Below are 26,060 nucleotides of genomic sequence, written 5' to 3' on the forward strand. Positions count from 1 at the left end.
TCACGTTTCCCGTTAGTGCCCCCATAGCAGGTTCAGGGCCGCAGGGGGCCCCATGCCGGATCGGAGCCGTCGAGCGGCGTCGGGATTTTCCGCTCGTTGACGCCGGTCAGGTCGACCGACCAGAGGTCCGCCTTGCCGCCGCTGCCGCGTCCCGAGCGATAGAAGTTGATCACGCGACCGTTCGGCGACCAGCTCGGTCCCTCGTCCTGCCAGTCGTTGGTCAGCAGCTTCTCGCCGCCGCCGCTCGGGCTCATGATGCCGATCCGGAAGCCGCCACCGAGCTTGGTGAACGCGATCAGGTCGCCGCGCGGGCTCCACACCGGCGTGGCGTAGCGCCCTCCACCGAAGCTGATCCGCTGCTGGTTCGAACCGTCCGCGTTCATCACGTAGATCTGCTGGCCACCCGAACGGTCGCTCTCGAACACGATCTTCGAGCCGTCGGGCGAATAGCTGCCCCCGGTGTCGATGCCGGGCGAGTTGGTCAGGCGCTGCGGCGTGCCTCCCTGCGACGACACGCGGTACACGTCGGTGTTACCGCCCTGCGCCATCGAGAACAGGATGTTGCGCCCATCCGGCGAGAAGCGCGGCGCAAACGTCAGGTTCGCGTTCGCGACCACCAGCCGCTGTTTGCCCGAACCGATGTCATAGACATAGATCGCCGGGCGATTGTTGAGATAGCTCATATAGACGATCGACTGCTGGTTCGGCGCGAACCGTGGCGTCAGGACGATCGACTGGCCGTTCGTCAGGAAGCGGTGATTGGCGCCGTCCTGATCCATGATTGCGAGCCGCTTGATGCGGTGGCCCTTGGGGCCGGTCTCGGACACGTAGACGACGCGGCTGTCGAAATACGCGCCCTCGCCGGTCAGCCGGGTGTAGACCATGTCAGCGCACTTATGCCCTGCGCGACGCCAGTCCGAGGGCGGTACGACGAATCCGGTGCGGGTCAGTTCGGCCTTCGACGATACGTCGTAGAGGTAGCAGCCGACGGTCAGGTTGCCGTCGCCGTTCGCTCGGATGAAGCCCTGAACCAGCGCTTGCGCGCCGGTGCTGCCCCAGTAATCGAACCCGGGTGCTGTGACTTCGGGGAAGGTGATCGGGCGGAGTTGGCCGGGCGACAGCGGCGTGAACAGACCGGAATTGCGGAGATCGTTGGTGACGATGTCGGCGAGCTGGCGACCGAGCACGTCGGTCGAGCCTGCGGGCGTCGACACCACCGCAGCGGTCGGCATCACGGGAATCGCGATCTGCATCGGTGCGGAAATGCCGCCGGTGACGTCGACCACGAGTCCGCCGGACTGATCGCCTGCCGGGGCTGGGGCGGCTGGATCGGCGGGGGTTTGTTGTGGTGCCGGGGCGGGTGCGTCCTGTGCGCTGGCTGCACTGCCGGAGACGAACGCTAGCAGCCCAACCGAAGCCAGAACCGATCGAGCCATACGCCCACCCAACACCACCCCGGCGAAGGCCGGGGCCCGGTTGGGGGACGTTGCTGACTGAGGTCCGCGCATCGTTACATCGACCTTTCCAACTGGGCCCCGGCCTCCGCCGGGGAGGCGTTCAGCTTGAGTGACGGCTAGCGTTGAAGGGAAAAACCCCAGGATCGATCGAGTCATAACGGACATCCTCAGCCGGGAAGTTTGTAGCGCAGGCTGAAATTGCTCCAGCCGTTCTGCACGTCATACAGGTCGTCGGGCAAACCGCGTAATGGCGAACACCCGACGAAGGTCGCGATCGCCAGATCGTCGACGCGGTCGACATAGCGCCGGTTGTCGTCGTCGACCCCGGCATGACCGCTGATCGTCGGCCGCGACTTCAGCGTGCCGTCGCGGTTGAGCTTCAGGTTGATCGTCACGCGGATCCGCTCCGCGCCCGGTCCCGGCGTGACCTGGCGGTTGGCGCAGGGCTGCACCTGCCGCAGGATCGCCGAACCGATGTTCGCCGCCGCCTGTGCGCCGAGCTTGGCGGCCTTGGGTGCCTCCGACTTGCTCGGCGACGGATCGGCCGACAGCCCCTTCAGGAAATTGTCGCCGAGCCGCGACCCGCGTGGCCGCGAGGTCTTGGCCTCCGCGGTCGAGCCGCTGCCCTTGGTCGAGGACGGTTTCGTGGGCTTGGCCGACGACGCGGAAGACGACGTCTTCGCGGGCGCGGCGCTCGGTTTCGCCGCAGCCTTGGTCGGCGCGGACTTCGCGGGCGCGGCCTTGGCGGGTGGCGCCTTCTCGGCTTTGGGCTGTGGCTTCACGACGGGCTTCGGAACCGGCGCAGGCTTTGCGACGGGTTTCGGCGGCGCGGGCTTGGGTTTGGGTTGAGGCTTCGGCTCGGGTGCCGGTTGCGGTTTCGGCGCAGGTTTCGGTGGTGCGGGCTTGGGCTGCGGCGCGGGCGGCACGGGATCGGGCTTCGGCTCGGGCTCGGCCTCTTCCGGAGCAGGCGGCGCGGCATCCTCGGGCGCACCCTCGTCCGGCGCGACCGACTCGGCCGGCGTCTCCACCGATTGCGGCGCAGTTGCTTCCAGCGCGACGTCGGGCACCAGGCTCACGTCGATCGGCTGCTGCTCGATCTTCTTCGGCAGTTCGGGCGCACCGAGAAAGCCAAGCGACAGCGCGCCGAACAGCAGGACGTGCCCGACGACCGCGACGCCAAGGCCGATCTTCTCCGAGCGATCCATCAGGCCAGCGCCATCAGTTCTGATTACCCTCGACGGTCACCAGCGCGACGCGGTTCAGCCCGGCGCGGTTGAGTTCGCCCATCACGCGCATCACGCGGCCGTAATCGAGCTTCCGGTCCGCACGCAGCAGCACCTGCGGCTCGTCACCGACCGCACGACTGGCGGCGATCGCGGCAAGCCGAACCGGCAGCGCGCCGTCGGTCACCTGATCCTTGTCGATGAACAGCGCGCCGGTGCCGTCCATCGAGATCTCGACGGGCTTCTGCTCCTGGTCTAGCGCTTTCGCACGCGCGTCGGGCAGGTTCACCGGCACGCCCGCGGTCATCAACGGCGCGGTCACCATGAAGATGATCAGCAGCACCAGCATCACGTCGACCAGCGGCGTGACGTTGATATCCGCCATCGGCGCCCGCCGCCCACGCCCCCGCGACGAAGGAAGGTTCATCGCCACCTTAGCGAGACCCGTCCAGTTGGCGCGACAACGTCGTGTGGAAGCCGTCAGCGAAGCGGTTGAGGCTCGCCTCGATCCGGTTGATGCCGTGGCTGAACCGGTTGTACGCGATCACCGCGGGAATGGCCGCGAACAGGCCGATCGCGGTTGCGAACAGTGCCTCCGCGATCCCCGGCGCGACCACCGCCAGCGACGTGTTCTGCGCGGCCGCGATGCTGGTGAAGCTCCGCATGATCCCCCACACCGTCCCGAACAGCCCGACGAACGGCGCGACCGAGCCGACCGTCGCCAGCACGTTAAGCCGATCCGACAGCTTGTCGATCTCGCCTGCGACCGCTGCGCCCATCGTCGTCGCGAGGCGCTCGCGCGTGCCGCTCTTGTCGATCGTGCCGCCCGCGGTCGAGCGCCGCCACTCGGTCACCCCGGCGGCGAACACGCGCGCCGACGGCAGGTCGTTCTCGCCCTCCGCCTTGTAGAAGACGTCGATATCCTCGGCCTTCCAGAAATCGCGCTCGAACCGCGTCATGCCCTTGCGCGTCTTGCCGATCCGCCGCCAGAACGCGACGATCAGCGCCCAGGTCCAGATGCTGGCGAGCAACAGCCCGATCATCACGCCCTTCACCACCCAGTCGGCCTGGAGGAACAAGTGGATCGGCGACAGCGTCGCGCTATCCATAGTCAACACCGGATTCATGCTTCCCCCTGCCAGACTAGGCGTTCGTAGATATCGATCCAGGCGCGCGGCTGGCGGCGTGGGCGGCCGTTGGGAGCGACCAATGCCGCCACCACGTCCGCCTCGGCCAAGACAAGCCCGTCGCGCATGACCCTTTGATGAATGGTGACCCCGGCCGAGCGGACACGGCGTATCCGCGAGACGACCAGCAAGGCGTCGTCGAGCTTCGCCGGCGCGGCGTAGCGGATGGCGACGCTGGCGATCGCGTAGGAGCCCTCGCCCGCCTCGAACGTCGCGCGCTGGTCGATCCCGCCGACCCGCAGCATGTCCGACCGCGCGCGCTCCATGTAGCGCAGGTAATTGGCGTGATAGACCGCGCCCGACAGATCGGTGTCCTCGAAATAGACGCGCACCGGAAACCGGTGCTCGCGCCCTTCGAAGCGGCCTTCCGCCGGACGATCTGAAACCTCAGCCATTCCCGCGGCTGTTAACCCAGTCTTTGCCATGAAGCCAAGCTTTGCCTTCGCAGTTCGCGCTGGCCGGCACCGTGCGACGCGCCTAGCGTGCCGGCTGCAAACGCAGGAGACTCGCATGGCCGATCGTCCCACCAGCGGAATCACGCCGTTCCTGATCATCCGCGAAAAGCGCGGGCGCGAGGCGCTGGCGTTCTACGAAGCCGCGTTTGCCGCCACCCTGGTCGAGACGAACGTCGCGGAGGACGGCGTCCGGCTGATGCAGGCGAGCCTGCGGATCAACGATGGCTGGCTGATGCTGTGCGACGAGTTTCCCGAATGGCGCGGGCACGCAGAGCTCGAACCCGCCGGTATCACGCTGCACTTGCAGGTCGACGATACCGATACCTGGATGGACCGCGCGGTGGCAGCGGGCGCGATCGTGACGATGCCCGTCGCCGACCAGTTCTGGGGCGATCGCTACGGTCAGGTGCGCGATCCGTTCGGCCATAGCTGGTCGATCGGATCGCCCATCAAGACCTGATTACTGGAAGACGCTCGGGTCCAGCTTCAAGCGGGGCTGCGCCGGCGGCACCGGCTGCGAGATCGGCTGGAGCCGCGCCTGCGTGATCGTCTGCACGGTCATGTTCGACGCATATTGGCGCGAGGCGACCAGCTGCGGCTGGACCGGACGCACGGTGCGACCGCGCCACGCGTCGACCGCGCGGTAGAAATCGGTGAACGGGCGCTCGAGCACGGGCAGGTTCTGGGCGGCGAAGGCGGGCAATGCCTCGGCCGTCAGACCTGCGCTCTGCGCTAGGACGGCGCCCGCCGCGGCGCAGAATTCGTCGCGCGCTGGCGACTGCGAGAAGAAGTTGTACAGCCGCGTCATCGAATCGTCGTAGCGATCCTGCCAGTCGCCGCCGCCCGACTTGTATTCGCTGGCATAGGTCGCCTCGGCCTTGGCGAGCATCAGCTTCTGCGCCGACAGCAGAGCGTTGTAGCCCGCGACGATCACCACTTCCTGCGGCCCGCGGCACGCCAGCGCGGCGACGTTGAGCGCGGCGCGGAGATGCCAGACCTTGGCGGACGTCGTCAGGTTGCGATTGGGCGTCGGATATGTGCCGTCGGCGAGGGCGACCGGAATGACGATCGTAGGCGACGCGCCCTTCGGCATCACCGGGGCAGGCACCGGCACCATGATCACGGGCGGCGCAACGGCAGCCACAGTCCGTGGTTTCTGGGCGCAGCCGGCCAGCAGGACCAGCGCGGTAACGGACAGCAAAGCAAACCGACGACTCATCGCAACCACCTCATGACGTCCCCCGACGGGACACTCTATGGCGGGGATTAGGTTAACGAGACGTAAGCCGTACGCGCTTTGCGGCGAGTGGAGAGGGGACGGGGTTGGGGGTGGTGGCGCTCGACTAATCCACCCCGGCGGAGGCCGGGGCCCAATTGGAAAGGTAGCAGTAACGGAACGCCACGTGGATCAGCAACGTCCCCTAATTGGGCCCCGGCCTTCGCCGGGGTGGTGCTGACGAATGTCTAGGAGCGAGGCATGACCAAGCGTATTACACGCGTGCTCTGCAATCCTCCCCTGCAAGGGGAGGGGCTGGCGCTTGCCAGACGGAGGGGTGATGCCCTCTCGATAACGGATCACCCCTCCGTCAGCCCAAGCGGGCTGCCACCTCCCCCGCCGGGGGAGGATCAGAAGTGTGTCAAACCGCGCGTGCCTCGAGCGCCGCGGCCGCCTGCGCCATCAGCCCGCCGATGATGTCGGCGACCGGCTCCTCGCGCTTGACCATGCCGACCGACTGGCCCGCCATCACCGAGCCATGCTCGACATCGCCGTCGATCACCGCGCGCCGCAACGCACCCGCCCAATAATGCTCGATCTGCAACTGCGCCTCGGCCATCTCGACCCGGCCACCGTCCAGGTGGCCCGCAACCTCACGCTGCTTCGCCGTGAACAGCTCGCTCGACGCATTCTTCAGCGCGCGCACCGGAATCACCGGAAGCCGCGCATCGATCTGCACGCTGGCAATCGCGTCGCGCGCCGACGCCCGGATGAACGCCTTCTTGAAATTGGCGTGCGCGATCGACTCGGTCGCGCAGACGAACAACGTGCCGAGCTGGACGCCCGCCGCACCCATGTCGAGATACCCCGCGATCGCCTCGCCGCGACCGATCCCGCCGGCGACGAACACGGGGACCTGCTCGGCGATCTCGGGCAGCATCTCCTGCGCGAGCACGCTGGTCGAGACCGGGCCGATATGGCCGCCGGCCTCCATCCCCTCGATCACCAGCGCGTCGACGCCCGAGCGGATCAGCTTCTTCGCAAGCGCCAGCGCGGGCGAGAACGCGATCAGCTTGGCACCCGTCTCCTTGATCGCCTCGATGCTGCCCTTGGGCGGCAGGCCACCGGCGAGCACGACGTGGCCGACCTGATGCTTGGCGCAGACCGCGATCAGCTCGAACAGGTCGGGGTGCATCGTGATCAGGTTCACGCCGAACGGCTTGGTCGTGAGAGCCTTGGTCGCGGCGATCTCGGTATCGAGCAGCGCGGGAGTCATCGCGCCGCACGCGATCACGCCGAACCCGCCCGCGTTCGAGATCGCCGACACGAGGTGCCGCTCGCTCACCCAGGACATCGCACCGCCGAGAATCGCGACCTCGCTGCCCAGAAATGCGGCGCCACGCGCCATCCGGCGGGCCAGCCGCTCAGTACCGATCGTCATGCATCCATCCCCGTCGTCGCAACCCTGTTTGTCGTCGCAACTTTGTTTGTCGTTGCAATCACGTCCGCTATCCCAACTCTATACGTCATCCCAGCGAAAGCTGGGATCTCCCGGTGATAGCGTGGGCCCTTGCCGCGGGAGACCCCAGCTTTCGCTGGCGTGACGGTGTGGGCTGGGGTTACGGTGTTGTAACTCAAGCCGCATCCTCAGCATCAAGCCCGTACGCCGTGTGCAGAACACGCACCGCCAGCTCGGTATAATCCTCTTCGATCAGCACGCTGACCTTGATCTCCGACGTCGCGATCGCCTGGATGTTGATGCCGCGCTCGCCGAGCGTCGTGAACATCGTCGAGGCGACGCCCGCATGGCTGCGCATCCCGACGCCGACGACGGACACCTTGGCGACGCGCGTGTCGTGGACGATCGTCGCATAGCCGATCGCGTCCTTCGCCTTGTCGAGCACGTCGAGCGAGCGCGCGAGATCGGCCGCCGGCACCGTGAAGGTCACGTCCGTGGATCCGGTCGAATGCGCAACGTTCTGCACGATCATGTCGACGTTGATCCCCGCATCCGCGAGCGGCGCGAAGATCGCCGCGACCGAGCCCGGCCGATCGCTGACCTGCGTCAGGGTGATCTTCGCCTCGTTCTTGTCGTGCGCGATGCCGGTGATGAGCTGGCGTTCCATATCGTCGATTTCCTCTTCGCCCACGATCAACGTGCCGCGGTGTCCGTCATTGGTGTCGCCATCCTCGAACGAGGACAATACGCGCACGCGCACATTCTCTTTCATCGCCAGGCCGACAGAGCGCGTCTGCAACACCTTGGCACCGACGCTGGCGAGTTCCAGCATCTCTTCGTACGTGACCTTGCTCAGCTTCCGCGCGCGCGGCACGATCCGGGGGTCGGTCGTGTAGACGCCGTCGACGTCGGTATAGATGTCGCAGCGGTCGGCCTTCATCGCCGCTGCCATCGCCACCGCCGACGTATCCGAGCCGCCGCGACCGAGCGTCGTGACGCGCTGGCCGTCCGCGACGCCCTGGAAACCGGGGATCACGGCGACGACACCGTCGGCGAGGCTCGCATCGAGCGCGGCCGTATCGATCTCGCCGATCCGCGCCGATCCGTGCGCGTCGGACGTGTTGATCGGCAACTGCCAGCCAAGCCACGAACGCGCCTTGCAGCCCGCCGCCTGGAGCGCGATCGCGAGCAGGCCGCTCGTGATCTGCTCGCCGGCCGAGACGACGACGTCATATTCCTTCGCGTCGTACAGCGACGACGCCTCGCGGCAGAAGCCGACCAGCCGGTCGGTCTCGCCCGCCATCGCGGAGACGACGACGGCGACCTGGTTGCCAGCGTCGACTTCGCGCTTCACGCGCGCGGCGACGTTGCGGATCCGCTCGATCCCAGCCATCGACGTCCCGCCGAATTTCATCACGATACGGGCCATTGGCAGCGCAAATCCCTTTGGGTCGAAGCGGCGGCCCTGATAGGTAGCGCGCATGATACTGGCAAGCGACACGCACAATAACGCAACAATCGATCCGCGCGAGGCCGCGCATTTCGGCACGATGGCGAAGGACTGGTGGGATCCAAAGGGCTCTTCGGCCCCGCTCCACAAGCTCAACCCGCCGCGGCTGCGCTATATTCGCGAGCAGGTCGACGCGCATTGGGGGAGCGATGGTTCGACCTTCACGCCGCTGGAGGGGAAGACCGCGCTCGACGTCGGCTGTGGCGCGGGGTTGCTGTGCGAGCCGTTGGCCCGGCTCGGCGCCACAGTGACGGGGATCGACGCCGCGCCGGAGAATATCGCGGTGGCGGAGATCCATGCGGCTCAGAGTGGTCTTGCGATCGACTACCGCGCGGGAGGCGTCGAGGGGCTAGCCGGACAATTCGACCTCGTCACCAGCCTTGAGGTGATCGAGCATGTCAGCGACCCTGCGGGCTTCGTGCGCGGTCTAGCGCGGACTTTGGCAGAGGGCGGGTTGCTGATTCTTTCGACGCCCAACCGGACGCCGTTGTCGCGGCTCGCGATGATCACGGTGGCGGAGGGTGCTGGGGTTATTCCAAAGGGTACGCATGACTGGAACAAGTTCCTGACGCCCGAGGAACTGACCGCACTGCTGAAAGACGCGGGTCTCCGCGTGACGGATACGCGGGGGCTGAGCTTCTCGCCCGCGACTGGCTTCACGCTGAGTGACTCGACGAGCCTCGATTACTTCCTGACCGCGGTAAAAGCCTGACTCGTGGCCCACACGCCACCTCCCCGGCGAAGGCCGAGGCCCAGTTGGGAACGCCAGGGTAACGAAGCGCGATCGCTAATCATCACCGTCCCCCAACTGGGCCCCGGCCTCCGCCGGGGTGGGGCCGAATGACGAGCCGAAGCACTCCCCAAAATTGTTCACCCGCGAAGGCGGGTGCCCAGTCTGGGCACCCGCCTTCGCGGGTGAACATACTTCTGATGCTCGCAGCGCTGACGATCCTCTTCACCACCCTCGCGCTCCTACGCTCGGTGGACCACGACGAGAGCCAATACGTCGCCGCCGCCGCGCTGACCGCCCACGGCCTCCTCCCCTACCGGGACTTCGCGTACCTACAGACCCCTCTCCAACCCTATCTCTTCGCGCCCGTCGCACTTCTAGCCGGCAGTTGGACCTGGCCAGCCCTCCGCATCCTCAACGCCCTGCTCGGCATCGCAACGATAGCCTGTGTCCACACCGCCGCCCGCACCCTCGGCGCCAAACCCAAAGCCGCCCTCACCTGCGCAGCCGTGTTCGCCACCTGCGACATCCTCCTCTTCAGCATCGGCACAGCCCGCAACGACGCGCTCCCCGCAGCCCTGCTCGCCGCAGCCCTCCCCCTGATCGTCCGCCCCGCCACCACGCGCAAAACCGCCGCGCTCGCCGGCCTCCTCCTCGCCAGCGCCGCCGCCGCGAAGATCTCCTATGCGTTTCCCGCGCTCGCCTACGGCCTCTACGCGCTGGTCGACCGCCGCCATCGCCCCGCCGCGGTCCTGCTCGGCACGCTCCCGGTTATCGCCTTCGTCGCCTGGACCTATGCCGCCAGCCCGGCCGGCTTCGTGTTCGGCACTTTCACCTTCCCGGCGCGCGGCCCCGCCGAATATTACGCGCTGCGCCCGTGGAAGATGTCGCTTTCCGCAAAAGCAATCGACACGCTCAAGTTCCTCGCGCTCGGCGCAGCCCTGCCCGCGCTCGCGCTGGTCGCGCGCGACGCATGGCGCCGCCGCACGGTAGACCTGCTCGACTGGCTGATCCTCGCCGGCCTGATCGCCGCACTCCTGCCGTTTCCAACCTGGCGGCAATATCTCCTCCCAGCCTTGCCAGCCCTGTTCGTCCGCCTATCGCTGATCCCGCCCCCGAGCCGCGCGTGGCGAATCGCGTTCGCCGTATTCGCCGCCGCCGGCATCGCCCCCTCCATCGCAGCGCTGGCAGATTCGGATGGCCTGTCGCTCACACAGGCCCTCCGCGAAGGCCGAGCGGTCGGCCGCGTCCTCGACCAACACGGACTCGCAGGACCGATCGCGACGCTATCCCCGCAAATCCTCCCCCCAGCGAACCGCCTGCCCAACCCCGCCTTCGCCACCGGCCCCTTCTATTTCCGCAGCACGCACCTGCTAACCGGATCTCAAGAACACGCGCTCCACCTGATCTCGCGAGCGCGCATGAAACTCGACGGATCGACGATCCTAACCGGAGGCGAAGGCCCCGCGACAAGCGGCGATGCCAGCCTCGACCAAGCCCTCGCCACCGCCGCACGCGACGCCGGTTACGAGCCGATCCCGATCCCCGGCACGCGCTTCACCGCGTTCACGCCGCCAGCCCACACCCCTGCTTCGCCGCGACCAGCCCCGCATAATAGTCCATGAGCTCGACCGCATGCTCGCGGTCGCTGCGGACGTGCCGCGCCGCCACCGCCGCCGCGCGCCGCAGCAACGCGGGGTCGCGCGCGAACAACCGCCCAATCGCCGCCGCCGCGCTCTCCGCATCACGCGCCGCGTAAAGCTCGCTGGCGTGGCGGTCGGCGACTTCCGCGCAGCCACCCGTATCCGGCACGATCAGCGGCAGGCCCGATGCCATCGCCTCCGAGGCGACCAGCCCGAACGGCTCCGCCTCCGACCCGTGGATCAGCGCATCGCAACTCGCCATGATCCGCGCGAGCCGCTCCCGATCGTACACCGGCGCGAACATCCGGATATGCGGCGACCCGCCGATCCGCCGCTGGATCGCCTTGGTCTGCGCACCCGCACCAATCAGGATCAGTCCGACCGGCAAAGTCGCCCCCGCGCACGCCACCGCATCGACCACCAAAGGCCAGCGCTTCTCGCCGTGATGCCGCCCGAGCCCGAGCAGCAGCATGCCGTCCTCGGGCAACCCGCACTGCTGCAGCAACGCCGCGCGCAACCGCGTATCGCGCAGATCGGGAGAGAAATGCCCGCGCTCGATCCCCAGCGGCATCGCCGCGTCGATCCGCACCCCGCGCGCGCGCAATCGCTTTTCCAGCGCCGGGCCGTTAGTGACGACGACATCGTATTTCTCTAGAAAGCGCTTCATGTACCGGCTGTACCAAGCGAAGCCGCGTTCGATCTGATCGTAACTCGCGACGCCGGCGAACCAGCGCTGGGCATACGCCGCGATATTGTCGTTGTGCATGAAGAAGGACTTTACCGCGCGTCCCTCCCAGTCTCCGACGAACCACGCTGGCCGCCACGGCGAGCAGCACTCAACCACGTCCGGATCGAGATCGTCAAGCACGCGGTGGATCGCCGCCCGATCCCAGAACAACCCGTAGTTGCGATCGAACGGCATGCCCGGCGACTTGAGGTAGAGGATCCGCCCGCCGCCCGGCCGTTCCTCGACGCGGTCCTCCCTGCCGGGCGCGACGACGATCAGTTCATGGCCCATGTCGGCCATGATCCCCATCTTCCGATCGACATAGGTCCGCACGCCGCCACCAGTCGGCGAGTAGAACTCGTTGACGTCGACGATTCTCATGGGACGATTCTCACCCCTCGGCCCTCATGGCGTGACAGGCCCGAACCCGCCGAGCCCGCGTAGATATTGCGCTGTGATCCGCACGCTCGTCACCCCCGCGCCGACCTCGACCAGCGCCTGCTCGACCTTGGGGCGCGACCGACCAAGCTTCACGTTACTCGCGAACCCGGCGCCGTCGGTCCAGACACTGAACTTGTTCTTCCCGTCGCGATTATGCGTCAGCAACAGCGCATAGCGGCCCGGCCGCGGCGCCCGGATGCACAGGATCGGCGACCCGGTTGGCGGCGTCGGCACCACGACCCGCCGAAACGTTTTGCCCGCCGCGATCAGCACGCGGTCGTCCTTGAGAAAATCCGCTTCCTCGCCCGGATAGAGTTCGAGCTTCAACTCGCCCGTGCGATCCTTCAGCCCGGTAATCTCGACCGCGATCGCCGGGCCTTCCCCCGGCCGGCACGCCGCCGCATCGCTGCCCAGAACCTGTGCGCCTGCCGATCCCACCGAGACGACCGAAGCAACCAGAGCCAAGCCATAGCGAATCATGCACGAATCCTGTCGAGTGCCGCGTGGATGCCGAACAGCACGATCAGACCGACATGCACGAGCAAGGTCGCCGCTGCCGTAAACGCGATCAATTCCGACAGCGCCTGATCCTGCCCGATCAACAGGATCGCGATATTGGCGAACAACAGGTCCTTGTTCGGCACCAGCGGCAGGCGCGATACGAGCAGGCGTCCGGCGGCGAGGAACAGCCACATCCCCATCGGCACGCCCGGCAGCGCGAAATGCCACGCGAACGCGATCAGCACCGATCCGCACAGCAGCCGGATACAGTGGATCCCGAACACCCACCACAGCTTCGCCCTCGGCAACGAGAATACGCGGCGCGAGAAGATCAGGAATGGTAGCGAGATCGCCAGCGTCACCCCCGCCGATGCCAGCACCGTCCGGAACTGATCGTGCGTCAGCAGATGCCGGCCGAGCGGCAACGCGATCGCCACCAGCAGCAGCGTGATCGCATTGCCCGCGATCGCCGACAGGATCGTGACGTCCTTCACCGCACCGAACGGCGACGCCACCATCCGTGCCTTAGCGCGCGCCCAGGCATAGAAATACGCGTCGCCCGAGTATCCGAACACCACCTCGTTCGCGATCCGCTTCTTGATCAGCGCGACGAGGCCGCCGAGCGGGATGCCCCACAGCCTGCGGAAGATGACGTAATCCCCGGTCGGCGGCGACATATAGAGCAGGCCGAAACACAGGTAGAAACGCGGATCGTGCGGCACCGAGCGCGTGAGTCCCGCCAGCCCATGCCCGAGCAGTTCGCGCCCCAGCCCGGCGATCATCGCCAGCGTGAGAACCGCGCCGATGATCGCGGGCCAGCGGCTGCCGATCGTCTTCAGCGGCTCCAGGCCGGCCCGGGCGATATCGGCATAGCCCTCGGTGTCGGCAGTGTTCGCACGCGTGTTCAATCGCCGGTCCTCAAGCCATTCCGTCGCCCCTCGATCGGCCCAATAGCCGCCCGTCGGCACGCGTGCACGCAAAGTCGGTTTCATTCGGTCGCGATCTCCGCTCTATCAATCGCGCATTATGATGACCGCCATATTTCAGTGACGTCCCCGCCACCGCTCGCCCGACACATCCTGACCTATGCCGAGGACCTGCGCGGCGGCGGGGTCGAGCGCGCGCAGCTGCGGCTCGCGCGCGGCTGGCTTGCGGCGGGGCGGCGGGTGACGCTGGCGATCGAGGATATTGCTGGGCCGCTGGCGGCGGAACTGCCGGAGGGGCTTGAGATCGTTTCGCCCTCGCGGCTGCTTGCGTTCCCGAAGGTCGTGCAGCGGCTCGCCCCGGACGTGATCTTCTGCCCCGGCAATTTCTACACCGGCATAGCGGCTTGGACCCGGCTGCGGCTCGGCAAGGCCTGCCCGCCGATCGTCGCCAAGATGTCCAACGCCCCCGCCCGCGCCGATCACGGCCGACTGATGCACGCCGCGCACCAACTCTGGCTCGCGCGGCATGGCAGCTTCCTCGATCACCTCGTCGCGATGACTCCGGCAACGGCGGACGAGGCGGCGCGAGCGACTCGCATGGTCGGCCGCACGAGCATCATCCCGAACCCGCCGGCGGTACCGATCCCGGGGGAGATGCCGGATTTACCCGCGCGCTACATCCTCGGCGTGGGGCGGCTCGAACCGCAGAAACGCTGGGACCGCCTGATCGCCGTGCTTCCGCTGCTGGTGGACCTGGCGATCCCACTGTTGATCCTCGGCGATGGCGACGAGCGGGGGGCGATCGAAACGCAGATTCGCGCGCTGGGTTTGGGGGACCGTGTTCGCCTGCTCGGGCACAGCACCGACCCGCTGCCGGTGATGGCCCGCGCGCAGGTCGTCGTGCTGACCTCGGACTATGAAGGCGTACCCGGCGTGTTGCGCGAGGCGCTGTCGGTTGGCACGCCGGTGGTTTCGACCGATTCGAGCGCCGCGGTGGCGGAGATCATCGACCGCCCGGATCGCGGTACGATCGTCGCGCGGGACGATGCGGCGGGGCTGATCGCGGCGTTGGATGCATGGCTAGCGCCGACTGCGCAACGGCCGGAGCCTGTCCCGCAGCCCGGTACGGACTCGGCCGACCGCTATCTCGCGCTCTTCGACCAATTGGTAAGGCGGTAGCGCCTTACGTCTTTCCCCGCCTCATTGGCGGTCCGGCCCCCACCTTCCGTCATCCCCGCGGAAGCGGGGCCCCATATCCTCCGAGGTTTGCCAGTATGGGTCCCCGCGTCCGCGGGGATGACGGGGGGTGAGCTTGGACCCGCATTACGTGGGAGGCGGCGCTAAATCAGATCAGGCCGTAGCCTCACCCGCCTCGGCCTTTTCCTCTTCCCGCTCCGACCGCCGCTCGAGGGCGGTCTTGATCATCGCGGTCATCGGATCGGCCAAGGCCAGCCCCAAGATCCCGAACAGTGCGCTCGCCAGAATTTGCGCGCCCAAAGTCAACGCCGGCGGCAGGTCGACCGTACGCTTGGCCACCATCGGCACGATCACATACCCGTCGATCGTCTGGACGATCAAATACGTCCCGATCGCCCAATACCCCGTATCGACACCCGCGCTGAACCCGACCGCGACCATCAGCACGCCCGTCACGATCGCGCCGACGTTCGGGATGAACGCGAGGATACCCGCGATGATGCCGAGCAACATCGCCATCGGCACGCCACCGACCGCCAGCGCAATGCCGCTCGCGACCCCCTCGACCGCCATGCCGAGCAGACGCCCCGCGAGCAGCCGCCGCAACGTCGCCCCCATCTTGAGCAACGTCCTGGCGAACTCGGGGCGAAGATCGACCGGCACCATCCACTGGAGCCCGCGCGAATAGGTGCCTGGGTCCATCGCGATGAACAGCCCGAGGATCAGGATCATGAACATGCTCGTGATCGCACCGATCGCGCTGCCGACCCACGACGTCACGCGCCCGACCGACCCGAGCGCCTGCTTGACGATCCCGTTGACGTCAGACGCCCCCGGCATCAGCCCCTGCGACGTCAGATAGCTGGTGAAGCGGTTGGCCTGCGACTCCAGCGTCGAGCGGAGCTGCATCACCTGCTCGGTCACCTGCACGCCCGTGAGGATGAACGTGCCCACCAGGAACGCGAAGGTCAGCAGCACGACGATCAGCAACCGCCAGCCGCGCCCGATCGGCAGCACCCGCCCGAGCAACCGCACGCCGCCATCGAGCAACGCCGCGAACACGACGCCCGCAAAGATGATCAGCAATGGCTGGACCAGTACGATCAGTAACGCGATCACGCAGGCTAGCCCGAGCCAGATCATCGCCCGCTTCAGTTCCTTGCGCAGGAACGGATCGCGCATCTCGACGGGGCTAAGCTCGTCGACGGTCTTGGTCTCGGCCATCTCAGTTCACCTTGGCAGGGTGGAGCGAGGTGCCGGCGCGATCCGGGCGCAGCGAGCTCCACCACGTCAGCGGATTGAACGTCGCATCGCCGTCGAGGCTGAAGGTGATGAACTCCGCACGGCCGCCGAGATTCTCGTACGGCACCGGCCCGCCGAGCCCGAGCTGGCTCAGCGCGAACCGGCTGTCGGCCGAGCGATCGCGGTTGTCGCCCATCAGGAAAACGTGGTTCGCGGGGATCGTGATCTCGGCGAAATTGTCGCCCTGGCTGTCCGATTCCAGATCGATCGTCTCGTAACGGCGGCCGTTGGGCAGCGTTTCGGTATAGGTCGGCAGGCGGCACATCTCGCGACCGTCGGGCAGCGTCTCGCGCGCGCCGGGATAGTCGATCTCGCTGCACGGGCTGTTGGTGTCGACCGGGATCAACGTGTCGTGCAAGGGGCCGCGCTTCACCGCGACGCCGTTCAGGAACACGATCCCGCCGCGCACGGCCAGTCTGTCGCCGGGCAGCCCGATGACGCGCTTGATATAGTCGTTGTGCGTCCCCGGCGGCGTCACGATCACCACGTCGCCGCGCGTCGGCAGCGAGCCGAACAGGCGGCCGTGGATGAACGGCAATTGCACGCTCCAGCTCTCTTCCTGCTGACGCAGCACGACGCCCTTGAAGATCGCGATCGGGTCGGGAATCGTCGGCGACACGAACGACCAGCCATACGCGAACTTGGTCACCACCAGCCGGTCACCGATGCGGAGGCCCGGGAGCATCGATTCGCTAGGGATATAGAAGGGCTTGGCGATGAAGCTGTGGAAGCCGAGCACGACCAGGATCAGCCAGAATATCCCCTTCACCTCGCCCCACCAATCGGTGCCGCGGCGGCGGGTCGTTTCCGGTGTAGTGGCGGCCGGTGGCGCGGTATCGGCCGCGGTCTGCGCGAGGGGCTTTTCGGGGAACTCGTTGCCGTCCAACGCCGCGTCCTTCATCGATTCGTATCCTGGCGCATGTCCGGGGATATCAGAGGTATAGCTTCGATGATCACAAAGGCCTGCGCCCACGGATGATCATCGGTCATCGTCAAATGCACGCGTGCGGCGTGGCCTTCGGGCGTCAACGCGTCAAGCCTCGCTTTGGCGCCCCCGGTCAACGCCAGTGTCGGCGCGCCACTCGGAGCGTTCACGACGCCAATGTCGCGCATGAACACGCCCGCGCGAAACCCGGTCCCGACCGCCTTCGAAAACGCCTCCTTGGCTGCGAAACGCTTCGCCAGCGTCCCGGCCTTGGTGAAAGGCCGCCGCGCCGCCTTCGCCCGCTCGACATCGGTAAACACCCGCTGCTCGAACCGCTCGCCGAACCGCTCGACCGACGCGGCGATCCGCTCGATATTGCACAGGTCGGATCCGAGTCCGATAATCACAAAATCCTCCCCGGCACGGGGAGGGGGACCGCGACGCGAAGCGGCGGGGTGGAGGGGGGGCTCCACGAACGATCCGCCCGCGGTGGGCCCCCTCCCCCATGCTGCGCATGGTCCCCCTCCCCGTGCCGGGGAGGATTAGCGCGCCGCATCCATAGCCTCGCGCATCAGCCGAACCGCTTCGCCAAGCCCGACGAACAGCGCCTCGCCCACCAGGAAATGCCCGATGTTCAGCTCCCGAACCTGCCGGATAGCCGCGATCGGTGCGACGTTGTCGTAGGTCAGCCCGTGCCCCGCATGCACCTCGATGCCGTTCTTCGCCGCCAGCGCCGCCGCATCGTTCAGACGCCGCAGCTCCACCACCCGCGCCTCGCCCGACAGTTCCGCATACAACCCGGTGTGCAGTTCGATCACCGGCACTTTGAGCCGCACCGCCGCCTCGATCTGGCGCGCATCCGGTTCGATGAACAGCGACACGCGGATGCCCGCCCCCGCCAGCGCATCGACCAGCTTCGCCATCCGGTCGTAATGCCCGGCGACGTCGAGCCCGCCCTCGGTCGTCAGCTCCTCGCGCTTCTCCGGCACGATGCACGCCGCGTGCGGCTTGTGACGCAGCGCGATGCCGAGCATCTCGTCGGTCGCCGCCATCTCCAGGTTGAGCGGGATCGTCAGCTCGGCCGACAACCGCGCGATGTCGTCATCGGTAATGTGCCGCCGGTCCTCGCGCAGATGCGCGGTGATCCCGTCCGCCCCCGCCGCCGCCGCGACCAGCGCCGCGCGCACCGGATCGGGATACCCCGCCCCGCGCGCATTCCGCACCGTCGCGACGTGATCGATGTTGACGCCGAGGCGCAAGGCGGAGTTCGAATCGGTCCGGAGTATCATGGGCATGCTACCGTCGAGAGGAGGTCATAGGCGAAACCGGATTTCTGCCAGATCTCGCCGAACGCGAAATCGTCCGAACTCCGGTTGGTGAAGACCACGACCGCGATGTCGTCGTCGGGCAGGATATAGTTGCGGGTCTGGACGCCGCCGATCTCGCCGTCGCGCTGGACGATCCGCTTCGGCGCCGCGCACCCTTTCAGCCGGCCGGGGAACACCCACTGGCCCAGCGCCTGATAGCTGCGTCCGCCCTCGGGCTTCCACAGTTCGGCGCGCGCGGCGGGAGTCATCAGCTTGCCGGTCATCAGCGATCGATCGAACCGGAACACGGCGCGCGCCGTCCCTATCAACCCGCCGGCCGCGCCGAAACTCGCCAGTTCGTACCGCGGTTCGGCCTTGCCCGCGACAAAACCGGGAACACCCATCTCGCCGGTTCTCGCCATCGCCATCCCGGCAGGCCAAGCCAGCGCGCCCGACCCGTACATGCCGACGACGGCCATCAGATAGTCGCAATTATTATAGGCGAACGGCGCGCCGGGTTTTGGAGGAGTGGTGAGGCAATAGGACCTATCCGGCGCAGGCGCACGATAGAAGGATGGCACGCCATCACGCAGGGGCGTGTCGTCGGGATTGGCCAGCCCGGTGTGGTGCGTCAGCAACTGGCGCAGCGTCAAGCCGCCCAGCGGGGCAAAGCCTTGAGTCCCAAGTGGCCGGTCGAGATCGCCAGGATGCCGTCGCACGACCATCGCCGCAGCCACCTGCTTGGTGATCGACGCGAGCCGCCACCGCGCACGCGGGTCATTCCGCTTCCCGCCCGCCGGATCGACCGTACCATAGCCCCGCTCCACCAGCACCCGGTCACCCTTCCCGACCAGCACGACGCCCGCCAGCTTCGCCTGCGCGGCCACCGCATCGACCCTGGCCGACACGCTCGCAGCAGCAAGAGCCAGCGCGAGGATCATGCCGCCGCCCGGCTCCCGGGCTTGATCGCAGGGATCGCGGCCAGTTCGCGCGGCAAGGCATCCGCCGGATAGGTCGGCACGTCGAGCCGGATTAGCGGGAAGAACGGCACGCCGAGATCCGCCGTCCCGTTCGAGCGATCGACCAAGGCCGCCGCCGCGACCGTCACGCCGCCGGCTCGCCCGATCGCTGCGATCGCCTCGCGCGACGACAGCCCGGTGGTGACGACGTCCTCCATCATCAGCACGCGCTGGCCCGGCGAGAGTCGGAACCCGCGGCGCAGTTCGAACACGCCGTCGGGGCGTTCGAGGAATACTGCCTCGACACCCAGCGCGCGGCCCATCTCGTGGCCGGCGATCACGCCGCCCATCGCCGGCGAGACCACGATATCGATCTGCGCGCGCAACTCGCTCGGGATCGACGCCACCAGCGCCTCCGACAACCGGGCACCACGTGCGGGGTCCATCAACACCCGCGCGCATTGCAGGTAGCGCGAGCTGCGCAGGCCCGAGGACAGGATGAAATGCCCTTCGAGCAACGCTTCGGCAGCGCGGAATTCGGCGAGCACGTCGTCTTCGGTCATCGCGGGTCATCGCTCCAAATGGTCTGCCCGCGCTGATACGAGCGCGGGAAACCGCACGCAACGACTACCGGTGCTTCGGTCATCACACGTCACCCCAGCCCGTCATCACCCCAGCCGTCATCCTGACGAAAGTCAGGACCCAGAGCCACAAGGGACGGCGTTCGTGATCCTGGGTCCTGACTTTCGTCAGGATGACGGCGGGTTAGTACGGGCGCCTGAAGGGCCCATACCAGACAAGACTTGAGGCGAGCCCCCCCGCTGGGTATAGCTCCTGCCAAATGATAAGCAGACATCCGCGCGTCCGTGATATCGGGTTCGCTATAAACCGGGGTCAAGAATAACGATGCGCAAGATGGGGATGAGAGGATTTGCGATGGCAGCGGGGCTCGCACTGGCGAGTCTCGGTGGTGTCGCCGGGCATGCGGCCCAGCCTGCGAGCACGACGCCAGCAGCCACACCCACACCGCAGGCTGCCGCGGCACCGGGAGGCGTGTCGAACACCGCTCCGACAACCGCCGCTGCGACCCCGACCGCCAACCCGTCCAGTCCCGAGCTCGCGATGGACGGTGCGCCCGCGATGACGGTCAAGCCGATGATCGGCCAGCCCACGGACGGCCTGTTCGGGCTCCAGCCGCAGGTCACCAAGAACGGCCAGTTCGCGCACTGGATGCACAATTCGATCCTGGTGCCGACGATCACGATCATCTCGCTGTTCGTGCTTGCGCTGCTCTTCTGGGTGTCGTTCCGCTACCGCAAGGCGCGCAACCCGGTCGCGTCGAAGACCAGCCACAACACCGCGATCGAGATCCTCTGGACGCTCGCCCCGGTGGTGATCCTCGTCCTGATCGCGGTCCCGTCGATCGGTCTGCTGCAAGCCCAGTTCAAGCCGGCCCCGTCGGGCGCGGTGACGCTGAAGGCGATCGGCAACCAATGGTATTGGACCTACCAGTATCCGGACAATGGCGGCTTCGAGATCACCGCCAACATGCTGAAGGAAAAAGCTGACGTCGCCGCTGGCGAGCGTGGCCGCACCGATGCCGACGGCCCCAAGCTGCTCGCCACCGACAACCGCATCGTCCTCCCGGTCGGCGTGCCGATCCGCCTGATCACGACGTCGAACGACGTGATCCATAGCTGGGCCGTGCCGGCGTTCTGGATCAAGCTCGACGCGATCCCCGGCCGCCTGAACGAGACCAGCTTCACGATCGACAAGCCCGGCCTGTATTTCGGCCAGTGCTCGGAACTGTGCGGCGCGCGCCACGGCTATATGCCGATCGCGGTCGAGGCGGTTCCGCCCGCCGAATATGCGGCCTGGGTCAAGGCCAAGGGCGGCACGATGCCGACTCCCGGCAAGGCGTCCGACAAGGTCATCCCGCAGCCCGGCGCCGACGGCTCCGCGGCGAAGGTCGAGGAGGCCGCCGAGACGGCGAACGCTACCGGCCCGGTCGAGAACGTGACAACCGCAGCCCCCGCAACGACGCAGGGCGCCACCTCAAACCCGGCCGGCGCCGGCAACGCGGGACAGTAAGATGACCGACACCGCTCTCCATCCGTCGGCGTTCGTTTCGCACGAAGCGCACGACCATCACCATGATACCGATCACAAACCGGGCTTCTTCGCGCGTTGGTTCATGTCGACCAACCACAAGGACATCGGCACGCTGTACCTGATCTTCGCGATCGTCGCGGGGATCATCGGCGGCTCGGTTTCGGGGCTCATGCGCGCCGAGCTCGCGCATCCCGGCATCCAGTATCTGCAGGGCTGGGCGAGCATGCTCCATGGCGGCCCCGCCAGCCTCGACGAATCGCTCCATCTCTGGAACGTGCTGATCACCGCGCATGGCCTGATCATGGTGTTCTTCATGGTCATGCCGGCGATGGTCGGCGGCTTCGGCAACTGGTTCGTGCCGATCATGATCGGTGCGCCGGACATGGCGTTCCCGCGCATGAACAACGTGTCGTTCTGGCTGCTGATCCCCGCCTTCACGCTGCTGCTGGCTTCACCGTTCTTCGGAGGTGCTGGTAACGGCTGGACGCTCTACGCGCCGCTCTCGACGTATGGCGAGCCTGGGCCGTCGACCGACATGGCGATCCTCGCGCTCCATCTCGCGGGCGCATCGTCGATCCTCGGCGCGATCAACTTCATCACGACGATCTTCAACATGCGCGCGCCGGGCATGACGCTGCACAAGATGCCGCTGTTCGTGTGGTCGATGCTCGTCACCGCGTTCCTGCTGCTGCTGGCACTGCCGGTGCTCGCCGCGGCGATTACGATGCTGCTGACCGATCGCAACTTCGGGACGACGTTCTTCGATCCGGCCGGCGGCGGCGATCCCGTGCTGTACCAGCATCTGTTCTGGTTCTTCGGCCATCCCGAAGTCTACATCATGATCCTGCCGGGCTTCGGCATCGTCAGCCAGATCATCTCGACGTTCAGCCGCAAGCCCGTCTTCGGCTATCTCGGCATGGCGTACGCGATGGTCGCGATCGGCGTGGTCGGGTTCGTCGTGTGGGCGCACCACATGTTCACCACCGGCCTCAGCGTGAACACCAAGATGTACTTCACCGCGGCGACGATGGTCATCGCGGTGCCGACGGGCATCAAGATCTTCTCGTGGATCGCGACGATGTGGGGCGGCTCGCTCACCTTCAAGACGCCGATGGTGTGGTCGATCGGCTTCATCTTCATGTTCACCGTCGGCGGCGTGACCGGCGTCGTGCTCGCCAATGGTGGCATCGACGATTACATGCAGGACACCTACTACGTGGTGGCGCATTTCCACTACGTGCTGAGCCTTGGTGCGGTGTTCTCGCTGTTCGCCGGGTTCTATTACTGGTTCCCGAAGATGACCGGCAAGATGTACAACGAGTTCCTCGGCCAGCTGCACTTCTGGGTGTTCTTCGTCGGCGTGAACGTGATGTTCTTCCCGATGCACTTCCTGGGTCTCCAGGGCATGCCGCGCCGTATCCCGGACTACACGCCGCAGTACGAGCATTGGAACACGGTCGCGTCGGTCGGCTACATGATCATGGCCGCGGGCATGGTGGTGTTCTTCGTCAACCTGATCTGGTCGCTGGTCGCGGGCAAGCCGGCGGGCGACAACCCCTGGGGCGACGGCGCGACGACGCTGGAGTGGACGATCTCCTCGCCGCCGCCGTACCATCAGTTCGAGACGCTGCCGCGGATCGATTGAGGCAGATCAGGGCCATCAGGCCCCCGCCCGGCCGGCGCGGCGAGGCCGCGTCCGACGACACGGGACTTGCTCCCGTGTCGGGGCCAGCCAAGGTAAGAACGCCTCGGGGAAACCCGGGGCGTTTTTTATTAGGGAAGGCAGTACCCGCTGGCGTCGACACGCGAACGCTCCCCCGCCGCGCCACGTCATTCTGACGAAAGTCAGGACCCAGGGTCAAAAGCGTCTCCCTCCATGGCTCTGGGTCCTGACTTTCGTCAGGATGACGGTGGGAATGGGTCGACCGCTCGCCGATCTGGCAGGGTCGTGCTAGCGGGCTATCGGGTTAACGAGCAGCGAGCGAGCCCATGAGCTAGCGCGCGAAAAAGCCAGCACCCCTGCCTTGATCCCGTCACCCCAGCGAAAGCTGGGGTCTCATCCTGAGATTCCCGTCACGCACAACGCGGGAGACCCCAGCTTTCGCTGGGGTGACGGTCGTGGGAAGCGGCCGTTCCTCGCGCACTAGCACCGCTTTCCCCCAAGCCTTTCAACGCGTATAGCGTACCCGAACCATGACTCCCGCAACTCCCCTTCTGCCACCGGCGCATTGGCGCGATTTCCTGGCGCTGACCAAGCCGCGCGTGATGACGCTCGTCGTCTTCACCGGTCTCTGCGGCATGCTTGCCGCGCCGACCTCGGTGCATCCGGTGATCGGCTTCACCGCGATCCTCTGCATCGCGCTCGGCGCCGGCGCGGCGGGTGCGCTCAACCAATGGTACGAGTCGGACATCGACGCGGTGATGCGCCGCACGCAGAAGCGCCCGCTTCCCGATGGCCGCATGGACCGTCAGGCGGCACTCCATTTCGGCGTCGGGCTCGGCGCGTTCTCGGTCCTGTTCATGGGCATCGCGGTCAACCTCGTCGCGGCCGCGATCCTCACGGTTTCGATCCTGTTCTACGTGCTGGTCTACACCGTCTGGCTGAAGCGCCGCACGCCGCAGAACATCGTGATCGGTGGTGCCGCGGGCGCGTTCCCGCCGCTGATCGGCTGGGCCGCGGCGACCGGTGATGTCGCGTTGCTCCCCGTCCTGCTGTTCCTGTTCGTATTCCTCTGGACGCCGCCGCATTTCTGGGCGCTCGCGCTGTTCATGAAGAGCGATTACGCCGCCGCGGGCGTGCCGATGCTCCCCGTCGTCTCGGGCGAGCGCACCACGCGGACGCAGATCGGGCTTTACACAATCCCGATGGCAGCGGTCGCGATCCTACCCTGGCCACTCGGCCTGACCGGCGCGATCTACGGGATCGCAGCTGTGTTGCTCACCGGCTGGTTCGCGGTGCTTGCCGTCCGCGTCGCCAAACGCACCACACATGCCGACGATGCGATGAAACCGGAGAAGGCCTTGTTCAAATACTCGATCCTGTATCTGTTCGTGATGTTCGGCGCGCTGGTCGTCGACCGGTGGTTCGCATGAGCCTGCCCGATCCCGACCTGATCCGCAGCCGCCAGCGCGGTCGCGCGCGCGTCATGGCGCTGCTCCTCGGTGCGTTCGTCATCCTGGTCTTCGCCATCTCGATCGCCAAGATCCGCGCGGGAATGCCGCACTGATGGCCGGCTGGAAGGCTATGTCGCGGACCAACCGTACTGCGGCGCTCGCGGTGCTCTTCATCTGCTTCATGACCGGGCTCGCCTGGGCCAGCGTACCGCTCTATCGCCTGTTCTGCTCGGTCACCGGCCTCAACGGTACGACGCAGCGCGGGCTCGTCGCCCCCGGCGCGGTCGATCACAAGATCACGGTCGACTTCGACACCAACGTCAGCCCGAAACTCCCGTGGAAGTTCGTGCCCGAGAATCGCTCCGACACGATCGACGTAGGCGCGCGCGACATGGCGTTCTTCACCGCCACGAACACCTCGAACAAGCCACTCACCGGCACCGCGACGTTCAACGTCCAGCCCGCGCAGGCCGGCAAGTATTTCACCAAGATCCAGTGCTTCTGCTTCACCCAGCAGACGCTCAAGCCCGGCGAGACCGCGCGGATGCCGGTGATCTTCTTCGTCGATCCGAAGATCCTGACCGACCCCGACGCGGCCGATATCCAGACGATCACGCTGAGCTATACGTTTTACCCGGTGGATTCTGCCAAAACAGCCAGCTAGAACGTCGCCAAAGAAAATAGGGGAGTACCGATGGCCGGCGCCAAGAACCATGATTACCACATCCTGCCGCCGAGCATCTGGCCGCTGGTCGGCTCGTTCTCCGCGCTGATCATGGCGGTCGGCGGCATCATGTGGATGCACGGCGGCCATATCGAAAAGCCCAATGGCGGCGGCTGGATCTTCTTCATCGGCCTGACCGGGCTGCTCTTCACCTTCTACAGCTGGTGGGCGCAGGTCATCAAGGAAGCGCATGCGGGCGATCACACGCCGGTCGTCCAGCTCCATTTCCGCTACGGCATGATCCTGTTCATCGCCTCCGAAGTGATGTTCTTCGTCGGCTGGTTCTGGGCATTCTTCGACTTCTCGCTGTTCCCGACCGCGATGACCTATGCCGACGGCAGCGTCACGCGCGCCGTCGAAGGCGGCGCGGCGATCGTCGCGCAGTGGCCGCCAAAGGGCCTGACGGTCATCAACCCGTTCGAACTGCCGCTGCTCAACACGCTGATCCTGCTGACCTCGGGCACGACGGTGACCTGGGCGCACCACGCGCTGATCCACAACCAGCGCGGCGGCGAGAAGATCGGTGCATGGGGCCTAATCGGCGTCGGCAACCGCGACGGCGTGCTCAAGGGCCTGTGGCTGACCGTGATCCTCGGCGTACTGTTCAGCTCGATCCAGGCGTACGAATATGCCCACGCGCCGTTCCCGTTCAAGGGCATCAACTACGGCGCGTCGTTCTTCATGGCGACCGGCTTCCACGGCTTCCACGTCCTGATCGGCACGATCTTCCTGATCGTCTGCCTCGTCCGCGCGTACAAGGGCGACTTCACCCCGCGCCAGCACTTCGGCTTCGAAGCGGCGGCCTGGTACTGGCACTTCGTCGACGTCGTGTGGTTGTTTCTGTTCGTCACCGTCTACGTCTGGGGCGGCTGGGGCGCACCCGTCCACGGGGGTTGAGGGTTACTAATTACCACCCCGGCGAAGGCCGGGGCCCAATTGGTGAGG

Annotated in this window: 27 protein-coding genes; 10 read left to right on the top strand and 17 right to left on the bottom strand. The window is 66.7% G+C overall.

Features of this window, described 5'->3' with window-relative positions; translation table 11 throughout:
• Positions 1 to 32: 32 nt before the first annotated feature.
• The 5 genes from tolB to C8J46_RS02140 form a co-directional block, all read right to left on the bottom strand.
• A complete protein-coding gene (tolB, locus tag C8J46_RS02120; RefSeq protein ID WP_132734605.1) occupies positions 33 to 1,436 on the bottom strand; it encodes a Tol-Pal system beta propeller repeat protein TolB in 1,404 nt (467 codons plus the stop codon).
• Between the two features lie 188 nt (positions 1,437 to 1,624).
• Complete coding sequence (locus C8J46_RS02125) at positions 1,625 to 2,662, bottom strand: cell envelope integrity protein TolA (protein WP_132734607.1); 1,038 nt, start codon at positions 2,660 to 2,662, stop codon at positions 1,625 to 1,627.
• A gap of 13 nt (positions 2,663 to 2,675) precedes the next feature.
• Positions 2,676 to 3,113 carry a protein TolR gene (gene tolR, locus C8J46_RS02130; protein WP_132734609.1) on the bottom strand — a complete coding sequence of 146 codons (438 nt, stop codon included), beginning with the start codon at positions 3,111 to 3,113 and terminating at the stop codon, positions 2,676 to 2,678.
• 1 nt (position 3,114) lies between these two features.
• Complete coding sequence (tolQ, locus tag C8J46_RS02135; RefSeq protein ID WP_056053223.1) at positions 3,115 to 3,807, bottom strand: protein TolQ; 693 nt, start codon at positions 3,805 to 3,807, stop codon at positions 3,115 to 3,117.
• A complete protein-coding gene (locus C8J46_RS02140) occupies positions 3,804 to 4,262 on the bottom strand; it encodes a YbgC/FadM family acyl-CoA thioesterase (RefSeq protein ID WP_056487236.1) in 459 nt (152 codons plus the stop codon). Before C8J46_RS02140 ends, tolQ begins: the two co-directional genes overlap by 4 nt.
• Before the next feature lie 115 nt (positions 4,263 to 4,377).
• Between C8J46_RS02140 and C8J46_RS02145 the strand changes: the two genes are divergently transcribed.
• A complete protein-coding gene (locus C8J46_RS02145) occupies positions 4,378 to 4,782 on the top strand; it encodes a VOC family protein (protein ID WP_132734611.1) in 405 nt (134 codons plus the stop codon).
• On the opposite strand, the gene C8J46_RS02150 is transcribed toward C8J46_RS02145, so the two are convergent.
• The 3 genes from C8J46_RS02150 to C8J46_RS02160 form a co-directional block, all read right to left on the bottom strand.
• Entirely contained in the window at positions 4,783 to 5,541 is a 759-nt protein-coding gene (locus tag C8J46_RS02150) for a hypothetical protein (protein WP_132734613.1), read from the bottom strand.
• Between the two features lie 418 nt (positions 5,542 to 5,959).
• Positions 5,960 to 6,979 (bottom strand): nitronate monooxygenase, encoded by a 1,020-nt coding sequence (locus tag C8J46_RS02155; RefSeq protein WP_132734615.1) that lies wholly within the window; start codon positions 6,977 to 6,979, stop codon positions 5,960 to 5,962.
• Between the two features lie 193 nt (positions 6,980 to 7,172).
• Entirely contained in the window at positions 7,173 to 8,426 is a 1,254-nt protein-coding gene (locus tag C8J46_RS02160) for an aspartate kinase (RefSeq protein ID WP_056054666.1), read from the bottom strand.
• A gap of 52 nt (positions 8,427 to 8,478) precedes the next feature.
• Here C8J46_RS02160 and ubiG point away from each other — a divergent pair, with 52 nt between their 5' ends.
• Both ubiG and C8J46_RS02170 read left to right on the top strand, forming a co-directional pair.
• Positions 8,479 to 9,219, top strand: a complete 741-nt coding sequence (ubiG, locus tag C8J46_RS02165) for a bifunctional 2-polyprenyl-6-hydroxyphenol methylase/3-demethylubiquinol 3-O-methyltransferase UbiG (RefSeq protein ID WP_132734617.1) — start codon at positions 8,479 to 8,481, stop codon at positions 9,217 to 9,219.
• A gap of 203 nt (positions 9,220 to 9,422) precedes the next feature.
• On the top strand, positions 9,423 to 10,862 hold the full coding sequence (locus C8J46_RS02170; RefSeq protein WP_207894065.1) for a DUF2029 domain-containing protein: 1,440 nt from the start codon (positions 9,423 to 9,425) through the stop codon (positions 10,860 to 10,862).
• Here the strand turns inward: C8J46_RS02170 and C8J46_RS02175 are convergent.
• The 3 genes from C8J46_RS02175 to C8J46_RS02185 are packed head-to-tail and all read right to left on the bottom strand — an operon-like array spanning position 10,804 to position 13,541.
• Positions 10,804 to 11,988, bottom strand: a complete 1,185-nt coding sequence (locus C8J46_RS02175; RefSeq protein WP_132734619.1) for a glycosyltransferase — start codon at positions 11,986 to 11,988, stop codon at positions 10,804 to 10,806. The genes C8J46_RS02170 and C8J46_RS02175 overlap by 59 nt on opposite strands.
• Positions 11,989 to 12,012: 24 nt before the next feature.
• A complete protein-coding gene (locus C8J46_RS02180; RefSeq protein ID WP_132734621.1) occupies positions 12,013 to 12,528 on the bottom strand; it encodes a DUF2141 domain-containing protein in 516 nt (171 codons plus the stop codon).
• Positions 12,525 to 13,541 (bottom strand): hypothetical protein, encoded by a 1,017-nt coding sequence (locus C8J46_RS02185; protein ID WP_243643176.1) that lies wholly within the window; start codon positions 13,539 to 13,541, stop codon positions 12,525 to 12,527. Before C8J46_RS02185 ends, C8J46_RS02180 begins: the two co-directional genes overlap by 4 nt.
• 54 nt (positions 13,542 to 13,595) lie before the next feature.
• On the opposite strand from C8J46_RS02185, the gene C8J46_RS02190 reads away from it, so the two are divergent.
• The gene (locus C8J46_RS02190; RefSeq protein ID WP_132734623.1) at positions 13,596 to 14,654 is read left to right on the top strand and encodes a glycosyltransferase; all 1,059 of its coding nucleotides are present in this window, start codon (positions 13,596 to 13,598) and stop codon (positions 14,652 to 14,654) included.
• Between the two features lie 171 nt (positions 14,655 to 14,825).
• Here C8J46_RS02190 and C8J46_RS02195 read toward each other — a convergent pair whose 3' ends face one another.
• The 6 genes from C8J46_RS02195 to pyrE all read right to left on the bottom strand — a co-directional run bounded on the left by C8J46_RS02195 (position 14,826) and on the right by pyrE (position 19,728).
• Positions 14,826 to 15,896, bottom strand: a complete 1,071-nt coding sequence (locus C8J46_RS02195; RefSeq protein ID WP_132734625.1) for an AI-2E family transporter — start codon at positions 15,894 to 15,896, stop codon at positions 14,826 to 14,828.
• Between the two features lies 1 nt (position 15,897).
• A complete protein-coding gene (lepB, locus tag C8J46_RS02200; RefSeq protein ID WP_132734627.1) occupies positions 15,898 to 16,875 on the bottom strand; it encodes a signal peptidase I in 978 nt (325 codons plus the stop codon).
• Positions 16,872 to 17,306 carry a holo-ACP synthase gene (gene acpS, locus C8J46_RS02205; protein WP_056066237.1) on the bottom strand — a complete coding sequence of 145 codons (435 nt, stop codon included), beginning with the start codon at positions 17,304 to 17,306 and terminating at the stop codon, positions 16,872 to 16,874. Before acpS ends, lepB begins: the two co-directional genes overlap by 4 nt.
• A gap of 135 nt (positions 17,307 to 17,441) precedes the next feature.
• The gene (locus tag C8J46_RS02210) at positions 17,442 to 18,194 is read right to left on the bottom strand and encodes a pyridoxine 5'-phosphate synthase (RefSeq protein WP_243643177.1); all 753 of its coding nucleotides are present in this window, start codon (positions 18,192 to 18,194) and stop codon (positions 17,442 to 17,444) included.
• Complete coding sequence (locus C8J46_RS02215) at positions 18,185 to 19,147, bottom strand: serine hydrolase domain-containing protein (protein WP_132734629.1); 963 nt, start codon at positions 19,145 to 19,147, stop codon at positions 18,185 to 18,187. The genes C8J46_RS02210 and C8J46_RS02215 overlap by 10 nt, the downstream gene beginning before the upstream one ends.
• Complete coding sequence (pyrE, locus tag C8J46_RS02220; protein WP_132734631.1) at positions 19,144 to 19,728, bottom strand: orotate phosphoribosyltransferase; 585 nt, start codon at positions 19,726 to 19,728, stop codon at positions 19,144 to 19,146. Before pyrE ends, C8J46_RS02215 begins: the two co-directional genes overlap by 4 nt.
• 373 nt (positions 19,729 to 20,101) lie before the next feature.
• Between pyrE and coxB the strand changes: the two genes are divergently transcribed.
• The 6 genes from coxB to C8J46_RS02245 all read left to right on the top strand — a co-directional run bounded on the left by coxB (position 20,102) and on the right by C8J46_RS02245 (position 26,012).
• Positions 20,102 to 21,256 (top strand): cytochrome c oxidase subunit II, encoded by a 1,155-nt coding sequence (gene coxB, locus C8J46_RS02225; RefSeq protein WP_243643178.1) that lies wholly within the window; start codon positions 20,102 to 20,104, stop codon positions 21,254 to 21,256.
• Between the two features lies 1 nt (position 21,257).
• On the top strand, positions 21,258 to 22,922 hold the full coding sequence (gene ctaD / locus C8J46_RS02230; protein ID WP_132734633.1) for a cytochrome c oxidase subunit I: 1,665 nt from the start codon (positions 21,258 to 21,260) through the stop codon (positions 22,920 to 22,922).
• Positions 22,923 to 23,470: 548 nt separating this feature from the next.
• Complete coding sequence (locus C8J46_RS02235; protein ID WP_132734635.1) at positions 23,471 to 24,370, top strand: heme o synthase; 900 nt, start codon at positions 23,471 to 23,473, stop codon at positions 24,368 to 24,370.
• Entirely contained in the window at positions 24,367 to 24,504 is a 138-nt protein-coding gene (locus C8J46_RS20665) for a hypothetical protein (protein ID WP_165886435.1), read from the top strand. The genes C8J46_RS02235 and C8J46_RS20665 overlap by 4 nt, the downstream gene beginning before the upstream one ends.
• Complete coding sequence (locus C8J46_RS02240) at positions 24,504 to 25,055, top strand: cytochrome c oxidase assembly protein (protein WP_132734637.1); 552 nt, start codon at positions 24,504 to 24,506, stop codon at positions 25,053 to 25,055. Before C8J46_RS20665 ends, C8J46_RS02240 begins: the two co-directional genes overlap by 1 nt.
• A 30-nt stretch (positions 25,056 to 25,085) precedes the next feature.
• Positions 25,086 to 26,012, top strand: coding sequence for a cytochrome c oxidase subunit 3 (locus C8J46_RS02245; RefSeq protein ID WP_132734639.1), 927 nt, complete (start codon positions 25,086 to 25,088; stop codon positions 26,010 to 26,012).
• The last annotated feature ends 48 nt before the right edge of the window (positions 26,013 to 26,060 follow it).

Source organism: Sphingomonas sp. PP-F2F-A104-K0414 (assembly GCF_004340945.1).
GTDB lineage: Bacteria > Pseudomonadota > Alphaproteobacteria > Sphingomonadales > Sphingomonadaceae > Sphingomonas.

Coding starts and splice junctions, on each gene's coding strand:
- C8J46_RS02125 (WP_132734607.1), bottom strand. CDS start 2,662: ATGGATCGCTCGGAGAAGATCGGCCTTGGCGTCGCGGTCGTCGGGCAC.
- C8J46_RS02185 (WP_243643176.1), bottom strand. CDS start 13,541: ATGAAACCGACTTTGCGTGCACGCGTGCCGACGGGCGGCTATTGGGCC.
- C8J46_RS02235 (WP_132734635.1), top strand. CDS start 23,471: ATGACTCCCGCAACTCCCCTTCTGCCACCGGCGCATTGGCGCGATTTC.
- coxB (WP_243643178.1), top strand. CDS start 20,102: ATGGCAGCGGGGCTCGCACTGGCGAGTCTCGGTGGTGTCGCCGGGCAT.
- C8J46_RS02210 (WP_243643177.1), bottom strand. CDS start 18,194: ATGCCCATGATACTCCGGACCGATTCGAACTCCGCCTTGCGCCTCGGC.
- C8J46_RS02150 (WP_132734613.1), bottom strand. CDS start 5,541: ATGAGTCGTCGGTTTGCTTTGCTGTCCGTTACCGCGCTGGTCCTGCTG.
- C8J46_RS02155 (WP_132734615.1), bottom strand. CDS start 6,979: ATGACGATCGGTACTGAGCGGCTGGCCCGCCGGATGGCGCGTGGCGCC.
- C8J46_RS20665 (WP_165886435.1), top strand. CDS start 24,367: ATGAGCCTGCCCGATCCCGACCTGATCCGCAGCCGCCAGCGCGGTCGC.
- ubiG (WP_132734617.1), top strand. CDS start 8,479: ATGATACTGGCAAGCGACACGCACAATAACGCAACAATCGATCCGCGC.
- ctaD (WP_132734633.1), top strand. CDS start 21,258: ATGACCGACACCGCTCTCCATCCGTCGGCGTTCGTTTCGCACGAAGCG.
- C8J46_RS02240 (WP_132734637.1), top strand. CDS start 24,504: ATGGCCGGCTGGAAGGCTATGTCGCGGACCAACCGTACTGCGGCGCTC.
- tolB (WP_132734605.1), bottom strand. CDS start 1,436: ATGGCTCGATCGGTTCTGGCTTCGGTTGGGCTGCTAGCGTTCGTCTCC.
- pyrE (WP_132734631.1), bottom strand. CDS start 19,728: ATGACCGAAGACGACGTGCTCGCCGAATTCCGCGCTGCCGAAGCGTTG.
- tolQ (WP_056053223.1), bottom strand. CDS start 3,807: ATGAATCCGGTGTTGACTATGGATAGCGCGACGCTGTCGCCGATCCAC.
- lepB (WP_132734627.1), bottom strand. CDS start 16,875: ATGAAGGACGCGGCGTTGGACGGCAACGAGTTCCCCGAAAAGCCCCTC.
- C8J46_RS02145 (WP_132734611.1), top strand. CDS start 4,378: ATGGCCGATCGTCCCACCAGCGGAATCACGCCGTTCCTGATCATCCGC.
- C8J46_RS02245 (WP_132734639.1), top strand. CDS start 25,086: ATGGCCGGCGCCAAGAACCATGATTACCACATCCTGCCGCCGAGCATC.
- C8J46_RS02175 (WP_132734619.1), bottom strand. CDS start 11,988: ATGAGAATCGTCGACGTCAACGAGTTCTACTCGCCGACTGGTGGCGGC.
- C8J46_RS02180 (WP_132734621.1), bottom strand. CDS start 12,528: ATGATTCGCTATGGCTTGGCTCTGGTTGCTTCGGTCGTCTCGGTGGGA.
- C8J46_RS02140 (WP_056487236.1), bottom strand. CDS start 4,262: ATGGCTGAGGTTTCAGATCGTCCGGCGGAAGGCCGCTTCGAAGGGCGC.
- C8J46_RS02215 (WP_132734629.1), bottom strand. CDS start 19,147: ATGATCCTCGCGCTGGCTCTTGCTGCTGCGAGCGTGTCGGCCAGGGTC.
- C8J46_RS02195 (WP_132734625.1), bottom strand. CDS start 15,896: ATGGCCGAGACCAAGACCGTCGACGAGCTTAGCCCCGTCGAGATGCGC.
- C8J46_RS02160 (WP_056054666.1), bottom strand. CDS start 8,426: ATGGCCCGTATCGTGATGAAATTCGGCGGGACGTCGATGGCTGGGATC.